The sequence below is a fragment of the Pantoea osteomyelitidis genome (assembly GCF_044342975.1).
Lineage (GTDB): Bacteria > Pseudomonadota > Gammaproteobacteria > Enterobacterales > Enterobacteriaceae > Pantoea > Pantoea osteomyelitidis.
In genome coordinates, this window is record NZ_JBGFSN010000004.1 from 263,294 (window position 1) to 275,986 (window position 12,693).

Genomic DNA, 12,693 nt, shown 5'->3' on the forward strand with positions numbered 1-12,693 from the left:
TCCTCCTGAACTTAACCCACGACCAGGTTAAGCAGTTTGCCCGGTACATAAATCACTTTACGAACAGTGACGCCATCAAGGTATTTCGCTACCAGATGCTCCTGTGCGGCGCGTGCCTGCACCTGCTCCTGGGTGGCATCGGCCGCAACGGTGATTTTACCGCGGACTTTACCATTAACCTGCACCACCACCAGCAGCGAATCTTCAACCATCGCCGCTTCATCAGCGACCGGCCAGCTGGCGTCGTCAATGGCGCCTTCGCCGCCCAGCGCCTGCCACAGCACATAGCTGGCGTGCGGCGTGTAAGGATAAAGCAGACGGGTTACCGCCAGCAGCGCTTCCTGCATCAGGGCGCGATCCTGCTCGCTCTCCTGCGGCGCGCGGGCCAGCTTGTTCATCAGCTCCATAATGGCGGCGATAGCAGTGTTAAAGGTCTGACGGCGACCGATATCATCCGACACTTTAGCGATGGTTTTATGTAAATCGCGACGCAGCGCTTTCTGATCGTCGTTCAGGCTTGCCACATCCAGCGCCACGGTCGCCCCTTTGCTGGTGTGATCGTAAGCCAGCTTCCAGACGCGTTTCAGGAAGCGGTTCGCGCCTTCGACGCCAGATTCCTGCCATTCCAGAGTCATATCAGCCGGTGACGCGAACATCATAAACAGACGCACGGTATCGGCGCCGTAGCGCTCGACCATCAGCTGCGGGTCGATGCCGTTGTTTTTCGACTTCGACATCTTGCTCATGCCGGCATACACCAGCTCATGACCGGCAGCGTCGCTCGCCTTCACGATACGGCCTTTCTCATCACGCTCAACGGTGACGTCTACAGGCGAGACCCAGTTACGCTCGCCATTCACGCCGAGGTAATAAAAGGCGTCCGCCAGCACCATGCCCTGGCAAAGCAGACGTTTCGCCGGCTCATCGGAATTCACCAGGCCCGCGTCACGCAACAGCTTGTGGAAGAAACGGAAATACATCAGATGCATGATGGCGTGTTCAATACCGCCGACATATTGATCCACCGGCAGCCAGTAGTTAGCCGCAGCAGGATCGAGCATACCTTCGTCATAGTTGGCGCAGGTGTAGCGGGCGTAATACCAGGATGACTCCATAAAGGTATCGAAGGTGTCGGTTTCACGCAGCGCAGGCTGACCGTTCACCGTGGTTTGCGCCCAGGTCGGATCGGCTTTAATCGGACTGGTAATCCCATCCATCACCACATCTTCCGGCAGGATCACCGGCAGCTGATCTTCCGGTGTCGGCATCACGGTGCCATCTTCCAGCGTCACCATCGGGATAGGCGCGCCCCAGTAGCGCTGACGGGAAACGCCCCAGTCGCGCAGACGGTAGTTTACCTTACGCTCGCCGACGCCTTTATCCGCCAGCGCCTGAGCGATAGCATTAAAGCCCGCTTCGTGGCTCAGGCCGTTAAACTCGCCGGAGTTAAACAGCGTGCCTTTGTCGGTCATGGCGGCCACGCTGATATCCGGCTCGCTGCCATCGAGGTTTAGCACCACTGGCTTGATGGGCAGATCGTATTTGGTGGCGAATTCCCAGTCGCGCTGATCGTGGCCCGGAACGGCCATCACGGCGCCGGTGCCATATTCCATCAGCACAAAGTTAGCGACCCAGACCGGGATCTTTTCGCCCGTCAACGGATGAAGAGCAAACAGGCCGGTGGCCATGCCTTTTTTCTCCATCGTTGCCATATCCGCTTCCGCAACCTTGGTATTGCGGCATTCAGCAATGAAATCAGCCAGCGCCGGATTATTAACCGATGCCTGCACCGCCAGCGGATGGCCCGCCGCCACGGCAACATAAGTTGCGCCCATAAAGGTGTCAGGACGGGTGGTATAAACGGTGACTTTCTCTTCGCTATCCGCCACGTCAAAGGCGATCTCAACACCTTCAGAACGGCCAATCCAGTTGCGCTGCATGGTTTTGACCTGCTCAGGCCACTCTTCCAGCTTGTCGAGGTCGTTCAGCAGCTCTTCCGCATAATCGGTGATTTTGATAAACCACTGCGGGATCTCTTTACGCTCGACTTTGGTGTCGCAGCGCCAGCAGCAGCCATCGATCACCTGCTCATTCGCCAGCACGGTTTGATCGTTCGGGCACCAGTTCACCGCCGAGGTCTTTTTATAGACCAGGCCTTTTTCATACAGTTTGGTGAAGAACCATTGTTCCCAGCGATAGTAGTCCGGCTTACAGGTCGCCAGCTCACGGCTCCAGTCATAGCCGAAACCCAGCAGCTTCAGCTGGTTCTTCATGTATTCGATGTTGTCGTAAGTCCAGGGTGCCGGCGCGGTGTTGTTTTTCACCGCCGCGCCTTCCGCCGGCAGACCAAATGCATCCCAGCCAATCGGTTGCAGCACGTTTTTACCCAGCATACGCTGGTAGCGGGCAATCACATCGCCGATGGTGTAGTTACGAACGTGGCCCATATGTAGGCGGCCAGAAGGATAGGGCAGCATAGAGAGGCAGTAATATTTTTCTTTGCCTTCCTGCTCAGTCACTTTAAACGTTTCGTTCTCGTGCCAGTGTTGCTGGACGTGGGATTCTATCTCTTCCGGGCGGTATTGCTCTTGCATGGCAGCCTGTGGTCCTTTGTAAATAGCGCGAAGCTTAAACATCTAATTTTCGATCCGCATAGCATACCCATAAGGCCGCATATCAACAACACTTCGCACCGGTGCAAGCGCGATTTATCCCGTGGGCAGGCTCAGACGTCCTGTTTTGTGATTCGGTCTTTTCTCACGCTGGCAAAAGCGATAAGCGGTCTAAACTTAATGCACGCGACAGGAGCGGAAAGGAGAATAAAATGAATAAAGTGGCGCAGGTTTATCGGGAGTCGGTCGCTTCATTAACGGAGCGCATCAGTCGGGGCGATCGCGATATTGATGGATTGCTGGCGGAAACGCGCAGGCGCTTACTGCAGCGAGATGATCTCACCTCTGGCGAAGTGGAGGAGGTGCTGCTTGCCGTACGGCGTGATGTCGGCGAGTTTGCACGCAGCTATGGCGAAACGGCCGATTCCACAGACGATTCCCTGTTTATGCGTATCATTCGTGAAAGCCTGTGGAAAGAACTGGCGGATATCACGGACAAAAGCCAGCTGGAGTGGCGGGAAATCTTTCAGGATCTGCATCATCACGGCGTTTATCACAGCGGCGAAGTGGTAGGGTTAGGCAATCTGGTGTGTGAAAAGTGCGGCTTTGAGCGCGCCATCTATACCCCTGAAACCCTCTCGCGCTGCCCGGAGTGCGGCCACGATCAGTTCCAGCGTCAGCCGTTCGAGCCCTGAAAACGGCGGGCGAACCTGTCGCCCGCCAGCTTTTAGTGCAGAATTTTCGCCAAAAACTCTTTTGCGCGGTCAGACTGTGGGTTGTTGAAGAAGTCATCCTTGCGTCTGTCTTCAATAATCTTGCCTTCATCCATAAAAATCACGCGATTGGCTACTTTGCGCGCAAAGCCCATCTCATGGGTCACCACCATCATGGTCATGCCTTCCTGCGCCAGCTCCACCATTACGTCCAGCACTTCGTTGATCATCTCCGGGTCCAGAGCAGAGGTCGGTTCATCAAACAGCATCGCGACCGGATCCATGCAGAGCGCGCGGGCAATGGCGACGCGCTGCTGCTGGCCGCCGGAAAGCTGGCCGGGATATTTATGGGCATGAGCGGAAAGTCCTACGCGTGTCAGCAGCTTCAGGCCTTTTTCCCGCGCGGCGGCTTTGTCGCGCTTCAGCACCTTGACCTGCGCCAGCGTGAGGTTCTCGACGATGCTCAGGTGCGGAAAGAGTTCGAAATGCTGGAAAACCATGCCGACTTTGCTGCGCAGCTGCGCGAGGTTGGTCTTTTTATCCGTCACCTCAGTACCGTTGACGCTGATGCTGCCTTTTTGAATCGGCTCCAGGCCGTTAACGGTTTTAATCAGGGTGGATTTACCGGAACCGGACGGGCCGCACACCACCACCACTTCACCGGTTTTCACTTCGGTTGTGCAGTCGGTCAGTACCTGAAAGTGACCATACCACTTAGAAACGTTTTTCAGGTTAATCATTTATACCGTCCTTTTTCTTTTGAGATAGCTGACCAACAGCGAAGCGCTCAGGCTGATCACGAAGTAGACCAGACCTGCAAACAAAATCATTTCAACCTGGGTGCCGTCACGTTCGCCAATCGACGAGGCGGTACGGAAGAAGTCGGCCAGGCTGAGTACATAAACCAGCGAGGTATCCTGAAACAGCACGATGCCCTGCGTCAGCAGCAGCGGCACCATGGCGCGAAACGCCTGCGGCAAAATAATCAGCTGCATCGATTGCCATTGCGTCATGCCCAGCGCCAGCGCGGCATTTCCCTGACCGCGCGCAATGCTCAAAATACCGGCGCGAATAATTTCGGAGTAATAGGCGGCTTCAAACAGGGCGAAGGCGACCATCGCCGAGATCAGCCGGATATCGGTTTTCGGCGACAGACCCAGCACCTGTTGCAGGAAGCTCGGCACCACCAGGTAAAACCAAAGCAGCACCATTACCAGCGGCACGGAGCGAAACAGGTTAACGTAAATTTTGGCGAACCAGCTGATGGGCTTAAAGCTCGACAGGCGCATCACCGCCAGCAGCGTTCCCCAGATAATGCCGAACACCACGGCGGTCACGGTGATTTTCAGGGTAATCACCATACCGTTCATCAGATAGGGCAGGCTGGGAGGAATCGAGCTCCAGTCAAAATCGTACATTATTTACCTCCCATATTGCCCGGCAGACGCACTTTGCGCTCCACCAGACTCATGATCAGCATGATTACCAGGTTAATGGCGATATAGGCCAGGGTAATCGCGGTAAAGGATTCATAAGCGTGGGCGGAGTAGTCGAGCAGCTTGCCCGCCTGCGCCGCCATATCCACCAGACCAATCGTCGAGGCGATGGCGGAGTTCTTTACCAGGTTCAGCATTTCTGATGTCATCGGCGGTACGATGACGCGATAACAGTTCGGCAGCAGCACATAACGATAGGTTTGCGCCAGCGTCAGGCCCATCGCCAGCCCGGCATTTTTCTGACCGCGTGGCAGCGACTGAATCGCGGCGCGCACCTGCTCGCAAACGCGAGCGGCGGTAAACAGGCCGAGACAGATCATCGACGAAACGAAGAACTGAATATTGGGATCCAGCTCAGCTTTGTACCACATGCCCAGATTTTCCCCGACCAGTTCCGGCGCCACCAGATACCAGAAGAAGAACTGCACAATCAGCGGAATATTGCGGAACAACTCTACGTAGCAGGTGCCGATGGTGGCCAGCAGGCGGTTGGGCAGGGTACGCAGAATGCCGAAAAAGGACCCGACGAAAAAGGCGATAATCCAGGCGCAGACGGAGACGGCGATCGTCACCTGAAAGCCGGACCACAGCCAGCCGAGGTAGGTGGTGTTACCGAACGGGGCCTGTTCAAGAAAGATGCCCCAGTTCCAATCAATACCCATAACAAACTCCGGTAAAAAAGGGTAGCTAAGCTACCCTGAAGATTGATGAGAGGCTTCTCGTTCCTGCCGCAAGGGAACGACCTGCGGCAGTCTGTCTGTCCGAGCCTCTGTTCAGCAATCGAGAGGGCAGCCGGGCCGCCCTTGTTTTGGTTTTTAATTCACTGCCTTGTCGTTCGGCGCGGCGAACAGGGCTTTCATATCGTCGGAAAGCGCAAAATTCATATTCAGATTTTTCGGCGGAATCGGCTGGTTAAACCACTTATCAAACCATTTCGCCGCCTGACCTGAGGTCTGTGCTTTGGCAATCGTCTCATCCATCAGCTGCTTGAACTGCGGATCGTCTTTGCGCAGCATACAGCCATAAGCCTCTTTGGACTGTGGCGTGCCGACGATTTCCCAGTTATCCGGTTTCTTCGCTTTGGCGCGCTCACCCGCCAGCAGCGCATCATCCATCATAAAGGCGACGGCGCGGCCGGTTTCCAGCGTACGGAAGGAATCACCATGATCCTTGGCGCTGATAATGCGCATTTCCATTTTCTTTTCGTCGTTCAGCTTGTGCAGCAGGACTTCAGAAGTGGTACCGGAGGTCACGACCACCGTTTTGCCTTGCAGATCGCTGAAATCTTTAATCGGGCTGCCTTTTTTCACCAGCAGACGCGTACCAATCACAAACACGGTGTTGGAAAACGCGGCCTGTTTCTGGCGCTCAAGGTTATTGGTCGTCGAGCCGCACTCAAAATCGTAGGTGCCGTTCTGTAACAGCGGGATACGGTTCTGAGAAGTAATCGGGATCATTTTTACCTGAAGGTCAGGCTTGTTCAGCTTAGTTTTGATCGCTTCAACAATGGCATTGGAATAGTCTTGTGAATATCCCACAACTTTTTGCTGATTATCATAATAAGAAAAGGGAACTGATGATTCACGGTGCCCGACGACGATCACGCCATTGTCGTTGATCTTCTTCAGGGTGCCGCTGAGATCTTCCGCCTGGGCCGCCCCGACTGCTGTGCTCATCAGCAGAAGAGATAATGCCACTTTGCGTATCTGCATGTTCCAACTCCTTCGTATCGATGTGGCGCAGAATAAAAAATGCGCTGATTATGATGTTGTGTGTATTTCCTGCTGCTTTTCTTGTTATCCCACCGCGCAACTGCGCTCAGAATATTCTTTAACATAGCGGAATGTTAACGTAATGAAACGAAAAAGTTTCTTTTTTTGCGAGGCAAACCGCACCAAAAAAAGGCAATTTTTCCTCTTTGCGCTATAAGAGTGCGTAAGGATGTTTACCCGTGGTGCAAAGTAAACCTGAGTTACGTGACAATAACGTTATGCTGGTGAAACTACTGAAAAGGTTAGCAATCATCATGCCAGAATCAGAATTTGCCGATTTCTTAACAAACCGGCACAGGGGCGAAGCGGAGAGAAGAAAACGGCGAAGTCATTGCTTCGCCGTCAGGGAGATGCAGAGTTAAACAGGCTGGCGTCGTCTGAGCAGCGCCATGGCGCCAGCCAGCAATGTTAATAGCCATACCGGCCAAAGTCCCGCGTGAGCATAAGGCGTCTCGCCAGTGGTTGGCGTGACGTTGGTTGTCAGCACCCCCTGGGTAAACTGCGGCAGGATATGCTGAACGTCGCCGTTGGCATCCACCACGGCAGTGACACCGTTATTGGTGCTGCGCAACAGCGGACGTCCCAGCTCCAGCGCGCGCATCCGCGCCATCTGGAAGTGCTGCCAGGGGCCGATGGAGTGGCCGAACCAGGCATCGTTCGAGACCGTCAGCAGGAAATTAGTGTCCGGGCGGAAGTTGGCGCGCACCTGCTCACCCAGCACGATCTCATAGCAGATGGCGGTGGTCAGGTTGTAACCCGCCACGCTTAACTGCCGCTGGATATAATCGCCGCGGCTGAAAGAGGACATCGGCAGATCGAAGAAAGGCGCCAGCGGACGCAGCAGACTCTCCAGCGGAACAAATTCGCCGAACGGCACCAGATGATTTTTCTGGTAGCGATTACGGCTCAGGTAGCTGTAAGGCTGTTCGCCGCCCAGCACTATCACCGAGTTGTAATCGTGATAGTGATTCTGCTCCAGGCGCGAATCCACGATGCCGGTAATGAGGCCGCTGCCGCGCGCGCGTAGTTCTTCATCCAGCGAATGCAGGAAAGGCTGCTGGTTGCTTTCCAGATCGGTAATGGCCGACTCCGGCCAGATAATGATAGGCGCTTTGCCTATCCACGGCTGGCTCAGGGCGTTATAGGCGCGCAAAGTACGCAGCAGCTGCTGCGGATCCCACTTCATTGACTGCGGAATATTGCCCTGCACCATGGCAACCTTAACGCTGCGTTGCGGCAACGGTTGATACCAGCTGATATAGCGCAGCGGCCAGGGCAGCAGCAGCAGAAGTACGCCAGCCACAGCCGCCACCGGGCGACGTTGCGCCAGCGCGTAAACCAGCAGACCAGCAATCACCATCAGCACAAAGGTCAGGGTTTCCACCCCGGCCAGCGGCGCCAGCCCTTTCAGCGGGCCATCGATTTGGCTGTAGCCGAACTGCAGCCAGGGAAAGCCGGTCAGGATCCAGCCGCGCAAGAATTCACTGATTTGCCAGAGCGCAGGTGCGGCCAGCGCAAGACGGCAAAGCGTTGCCCGTGGCCAGAGGCGGTTCAGCAGCGCGGCGAACAGCGCCGGGTAGATGGCAAGATAAGCCGCCAGCAGAATAACCAAAAAAACGTTAACCGGGCCGGGCATGCCACCAAAGGTGGCGATGCTGACATAAACCCAGTTCACTCCGCTGCCAAACAGGCCAAAGCCCCAGATAAAGCCGATAGCGGCTGCCTGCGGCACGCTACGGTTCAACGTCAGCAGCTGCAGACCGCACAGGGCGACGAGCGCCGCTGGCCAGAAATCATAGGGAGAAAATGCCAGGGTGCCAGATGCACCCGTCAGTAAAGCCAGCAGCAAGCGTACCCGCTGTTGCTGGCAAAGAGAGGCCAGTGCCATAAACTTATTCGTCATCGAGTTGAGGTTGCGGCGAATTTTCCGGAATTTTTACATGAATCTGGATGATACGACGGCTGTCAGCCATAGCGATCTTGAACTGATAGCCTTCAATCTCAATGCTTTCGCCGCGAGCAGGCAGATGGCCGAACCCTTGCATCACCAGACCACCGAGGGTATCCACCTCTTCATCGCTGAAGTGGGTGTCGAAAACCTCGTTGAAATCTTCAATCGGCGTCAGGGCACGCACTGTGTAGGTATGACGGCTGAGCTGACGAATATCACGATCTTCTTCTTCGTCATATTCATCTTCGATTTCGCCGACGATCAGTTCAAGAATATCTTCAATGGTCACCAGACCAGAGACGCCGCCAAACTCATCGATAACGATAGCCATATGGTAACGCTGAGAGCGGAACTCTTTAAGCATGCGATCAACACGCTTGCTTTCCGGCACTACCACCGCAGGACGCAGCACTTTTTCGATACTGAACGGCTCGGCCTCGCTGCTCATAAACGGCAGCAGGTCCTTCGCCATGAGAATGCCTTCAACATGATCGCGGTCTTCGCTGATCACCGGAAAGCGGGAGTGTGCGGATTCGATAATCACATCGAGACACTCATCCAGGCTCTGGTTGCGCTTCAGGGTAATCATCTGCGAACGCGGGATCATGATGTCGCGTACGCGCTGCTCCGCGATGTCCATGACGCCTTCGAGCATGTCGCGGGTATCCTGGTCAATAAGTTCTTTCTGTTCAGAATCGCGGATCAGCTCCAGCAGCTCGTCACGGTTTTGCGGTTCACCGTGAAAAAGTTGATTGATCAGCAGGGAAAAGAATCCCTTTTTACTACTGGGTGCATCGCTGTTTTGAGAATGGTCGTCGCTCATGGCGTTTTTTTACAGATCTCTCTGATGAGGGGAACGGGAACCGTCGGCGATTATGCCGACAGCGGGATAACCTGAGCACCCGGCTCAGGCATCTTCTTTCTCCGAAATGTACGGATCGGGATAACCAAGAGCAAGCATTATCTCCGTCTCCAGCGCTTCCATCTCTTCGGCTTCGTCATCTTCGATATGGTCGTAGCCGAGCAGATGCAGCGTGCCGTGCACCACCATGTGCGCCCAGTGCGCCTCAGAAGTTTTTCCTTGTTCGGCAGCCTCTTGCTCCACTACCTGACGACAGATGATCAGATCGCCCAGCAGCGGTAATTCGATACCGGGCGGCGCTTCAAAGGGGAAAGAGAGCACATTGGTAGGCTTGTCTTTGCCGCGATAAGTCAGATTAAGCTCATGGCTTTCCGCTTCATCGACCAGACGAATGGTCACTTCGCTCTCCGGCTGGAACGGCGTAACGGCCGCTTCCAGCCAGCGGCGAAACGCCGCCTCGTCAGGCAGGCCTGCGCTGTTTTCGCAGGCCAGTTGAAGATCCAGTATCACGTCGGTCATTGATTTACCTGCGTATCCGTACCCGCCGCAGCGGCCTGTGCCGTCAGGGCTTCCTGTTTGCGTTCTGCCGCCAGCCGGTCGCGACGTTTCTGATCCGCTTCTTCCCAGGCCTCATAAGCGCTGACGATGCGCGCCACAACCGGATGTCGCACCACGTCTTCGGTATGGAAGAAGTTGAAGCTCAGCTCCTCAACTTCGCTCAGCACCTCGATCGCATGACGCAGGCCGGACTTGGTGTTGCGCGGCAGGTCGATCTGCGTCACGTCGCCGGTAATCACCGCTTTCGAGTTAAAGCCGATACGGGTCAGGAACATCTTCATCTGCTCGATGGTGGTGTTCTGGCTTTCATCAAGAATGATAAAGGCGTCGTTGAGGGTACGGCCACGCATGTAGGCAAGCGGCGCCACTTCAATCACGTTGCGCTCCATCAGCTTCTCGACGCGCTCGAAGCCCAGCATCTCAAACAGCGCGTCATACAGCGGACGCAGATAGGGATCGACCTTCTGACTCAGATCGCCTGGCAGGAAGCCGAGCTTTTCACCCGCTTCCACCGCCGGACGCGTCAGCAGGATACGGCGGATCTCCTGACGCTCCAGCGCATCAACCGCGGCAGCCACCGCCAGATAAGTTTTCCCGGTACCGGCAGGACCGATGCCGAAGGTAATATCATGATCGAGAATATTGGCGATGTACTGCGCCTGGTTCGGCGTACGCGGCTTAATCACGCCACGCTTGGTCTTGATGTTCACTGACTTACCGTATTCCGGCACGCTCTCGGCGGTTTGCTCCAGTACACGGCTCTCTTTGATCGCCAGATGAATCTGATCGGGTTCGATATCGGGAATATTGCCGCGCATCGGCGCGGTATCCACATAGAGCGTACGCAGAATGTTTGCCGCCGCCTCGACGCACAGAGAACGGCCAGAGAGTTTAAACACATTATCGAGACGGTTGATCTCGATACCCAGCCGACGTTCGAGCTGTTTTACATTGTCATCAAACGGACCGCACAAGCTCATCAGTCGACGGTTATCTGCCGGTTCAAGGGCGATTTCACGAGTTTCGATATTCAAACTAATCCTTTGGGTCACTCAGGGCCAGTTGGGTAAAAGGTCTTACGCACCGTTACGCTGAATGCGTGATGCCATAACGGAAGTATTTATGTCGTCGTGCCCGGGCGCAAGCTTGAAAAAATATATTTGGGCGGCACTGTCAGAAACCAAGTGCAACAGGATGAAAACAGCGGCGACACCGGATGTGCCGCCGCTGAAGGGAAGGGGCATCAAGGCTGGAAAGTACCCACGCCGATTTCGTTCTCTTTTCGCGTGCGGGCAATCACCGAGGCCGGGCTTTCCACAATGCGCAGGCCCATCTCCTCTTCGCTGCGCACCACTTTGCCGCGCAGCGAGTTGGCGTAGACGTCAACGATTTCCACATCGACAAATTTGCCGATCATCGCCGGTGAGCCTTCGAAGTTCACCACGCGGTTATTTTCGGTACGACCAGAGAGTTCCATCACGTTTTTACGCGAGGTGCCTTCCACCAGAATGCGCTGCACGCTGCCCAGCATACGGCGGCTCCATGCCATTGCCTGCTGGTTAATGCGGTCCTGCAGAATATAGAGACGCTGCTTTTTCTCCTCTTCGGAGACATCGTCCGGCAGATCGGCGGCTGGCGTACCCGGACGCGCTGAGTAGATAAAGCTGAAGCTCATATCGAAATTAACGTCGGCAATCAGCTTCATGGTCTGCTCGAAATCCTGCTGCGTTTCACCCGGGAAACCGATGATGAAATCTGAGCTGATCTGGATAGTCGGGCGCGCCGCGCGCAGCTTACGGATAATCGCTTTATACTCCAGCGCGGTGTGGGCGCGTTTCATCAGCGTCAGGATGCGGTCGGCGCCGCTCTGCACCGGCAGGTGCAGGAAGCTGACCAGTTCCGGCGTATCGCGGTAGACCTCGATAATATCGTCGGTAAACTCAATCGGATGGCTGGTGGTGAAGCGAATACGGTCGATGCCATCGATCGCAGCGACCAGGCGCAGCAGCTCGGCAAAGGTGCAGATGCCGCCGTCAAAGGTCTCGCCGCGGTAAGCGTTGACGTTCTGGCCCAGCAGGTTGACTTCGCGTACGCCCTGCGCTGCCAGCTGCGCAATCTCCAGCAGGATGTCGTCGCTGGGACGGCTCACCTCTTCGCCGCGCGTATAGGGCACCACGCAGAAGGTGCAATATTTGTTGCAGCCTTCCATGATGGAAACAAAGGCGGTTGGCCCTTCCGCGCGCGGCTCCGGCAGGCGATCGAATTTCTCAATTTCCGGGAAGCTGATGTCCACCACCGGGCTTTTATTGCCGCGCACGCTGTTGATCATCTCCGGCAGACGGTGCAGGGTCTGCGGACCGAACACGATATCCACATAGCTGGCACGCTGACGAATATGATCTCCCTCCTGCGATGCCACGCAGCCGCCCACGCCGATAATCAAATCGGGGTTACGCTCCTTCAGCGTTTTCCAGCGGCCCAGCTGGTGAAAGACCTTTTCCTGCGCCTTTTCGCGAATGGAACAGGTGTTGAGCAGCAGGATATCCGCCTCATCGGCTTCCTCTGTCAGGGTGTAGCCGTGCGTGCTGTTCAGCAGGTCAGCCATCTTCGATGAATCGTATTCATTCATCTGACAGCCCCAGGTTTTGATATGCAGTTTTTTCGTCATCGAACTAGCCATTGATTCAGTGCAAAGAAGTGCAGGGCGCGTATTGTAATGCTTTGCTGCT

General features: G+C 55.4%; 11 protein-coding genes. 1 reads left to right on the forward strand and 10 read right to left on the reverse strand.

The genetic code is table 11. From position 1 onward, the window contains the following. Positions 1 to 11: 11 nt before the first annotated feature. Positions 12 to 2,594 (reverse strand): leucine--tRNA ligase, encoded by a 2,583-nt coding sequence (gene leuS / locus ABU178_RS06215; protein WP_397213015.1) that lies wholly within the window; start codon positions 2,592 to 2,594, stop codon positions 12 to 14. A gap of 230 nt (positions 2,595 to 2,824) precedes the next feature. Between leuS and ABU178_RS06220 the strand changes: the two genes are divergently transcribed. Then, on the forward strand, positions 2,825 to 3,307 hold the full coding sequence (locus ABU178_RS06220) for a zinc ribbon-containing protein (protein WP_397213017.1): 483 nt from the start codon (positions 2,825 to 2,827) through the stop codon (positions 3,305 to 3,307). Between the two features lie 32 nt (positions 3,308 to 3,339). Here the strand turns inward: ABU178_RS06220 and ABU178_RS06225 are convergent, their stop codons facing one another. The 9 genes from ABU178_RS06225 to miaB all read right to left on the reverse strand — a co-directional run bounded on the left by ABU178_RS06225 (position 3,340) and on the right by miaB (position 12,632). Then, a complete protein-coding gene (locus ABU178_RS06225) occupies positions 3,340 to 4,065 on the reverse strand; it encodes an amino acid ABC transporter ATP-binding protein (protein ID WP_397213019.1) in 726 nt (241 codons plus the stop codon). Next, complete coding sequence (gltK, locus tag ABU178_RS06230) at positions 4,066 to 4,743, reverse strand: glutamate/aspartate ABC transporter permease GltK (protein ID WP_397213021.1); 678 nt, start codon at positions 4,741 to 4,743, stop codon at positions 4,066 to 4,068. Next, the gene (locus ABU178_RS06235; protein ID WP_397213023.1) at positions 4,743 to 5,483 is read right to left on the reverse strand and encodes an amino acid ABC transporter permease; all 741 of its coding nucleotides are present in this window, start codon (positions 5,481 to 5,483) and stop codon (positions 4,743 to 4,745) included. The genes gltK and ABU178_RS06235 overlap by 1 nt, the downstream gene beginning before the upstream one ends. Before the next feature lie 153 nt (positions 5,484 to 5,636). Then, complete coding sequence (locus tag ABU178_RS06240; protein WP_397213025.1) at positions 5,637 to 6,533, reverse strand: amino acid ABC transporter substrate-binding protein; 897 nt, start codon at positions 6,531 to 6,533, stop codon at positions 5,637 to 5,639. 418 nt (positions 6,534 to 6,951) lie between these two features. Further along, positions 6,952 to 8,481, reverse strand: a complete 1,530-nt coding sequence (gene lnt, locus ABU178_RS06245) for an apolipoprotein N-acyltransferase (protein ID WP_397213027.1) — start codon at positions 8,479 to 8,481, stop codon at positions 6,952 to 6,954. Positions 8,482 to 8,485: 4 nt separating this feature from the next. After that, positions 8,486 to 9,367: a CNNM family magnesium/cobalt transport protein CorC gene (corC, locus tag ABU178_RS06250; protein WP_397213029.1), complete on the reverse strand. Its 882-nt coding sequence runs from the start codon at positions 9,365 to 9,367 to the stop codon at positions 8,486 to 8,488. Between the two features lie 84 nt (positions 9,368 to 9,451). Continuing rightward, complete coding sequence (gene ybeY, locus ABU178_RS06255) at positions 9,452 to 9,925, reverse strand: rRNA maturation RNase YbeY (RefSeq protein WP_397213031.1); 474 nt, start codon at positions 9,923 to 9,925, stop codon at positions 9,452 to 9,454. Then, on the reverse strand, positions 9,922 to 10,998 hold the full coding sequence (locus tag ABU178_RS06260) for a PhoH family protein (protein ID WP_397213033.1): 1,077 nt from the start codon (positions 10,996 to 10,998) through the stop codon (positions 9,922 to 9,924). The genes ybeY and ABU178_RS06260 overlap by 4 nt, the downstream gene beginning before the upstream one ends. A 209-nt stretch (positions 10,999 to 11,207) precedes the next feature. After that, positions 11,208 to 12,632, reverse strand: a complete 1,425-nt coding sequence (gene miaB, locus ABU178_RS06265; protein WP_397213035.1) for a tRNA (N6-isopentenyl adenosine(37)-C2)-methylthiotransferase MiaB — start codon at positions 12,630 to 12,632, stop codon at positions 11,208 to 11,210. Between the last annotated feature and the right edge of the window lie 61 nt (positions 12,633 to 12,693).

What these genes read in the sequence shown, in the direction of transcription:
- gltK (WP_397213021.1), bottom strand. Translation starts at nt 4,743, where the DNA reads ATGTACGATTTTGACTGGAGCTCGATTCCTCCCAGCCTGCCCTATCTG.
- ybeY (WP_397213031.1), bottom strand. Translation starts at nt 9,925, where the DNA reads ATGACCGACGTGATACTGGATCTTCAACTGGCCTGCGAAAACAGCGCA.
- lnt (WP_397213027.1), bottom strand. Translation starts at nt 8,481, where the DNA reads ATGGCACTGGCCTCTCTTTGCCAGCAACAGCGGGTACGCTTGCTGCTG.
- ABU178_RS06225 (WP_397213019.1), bottom strand. Translation starts at nt 4,065, where the DNA reads ATGATTAACCTGAAAAACGTTTCTAAGTGGTATGGTCACTTTCAGGTA.
- ABU178_RS06235 (WP_397213023.1), bottom strand. Translation starts at nt 5,483, where the DNA reads ATGGGTATTGATTGGAACTGGGGCATCTTTCTTGAACAGGCCCCGTTC.
- ABU178_RS06220 (WP_397213017.1), top strand. Translation starts at nt 2,825, where the DNA reads ATGAATAAAGTGGCGCAGGTTTATCGGGAGTCGGTCGCTTCATTAACG.
- miaB (WP_397213035.1), bottom strand. Translation starts at nt 12,632, where the DNA reads ATGACGAAAAAACTGCATATCAAAACCTGGGGCTGTCAGATGAATGAA.
- corC (WP_397213029.1), bottom strand. Translation starts at nt 9,367, where the DNA reads ATGAGCGACGACCATTCTCAAAACAGCGATGCACCCAGTAGTAAAAAG.
- leuS (WP_397213015.1), bottom strand. Translation starts at nt 2,594, where the DNA reads ATGCAAGAGCAATACCGCCCGGAAGAGATAGAATCCCACGTCCAGCAA.
- ABU178_RS06240 (WP_397213025.1), bottom strand. Translation starts at nt 6,533, where the DNA reads ATGCAGATACGCAAAGTGGCATTATCTCTTCTGCTGATGAGCACAGCA.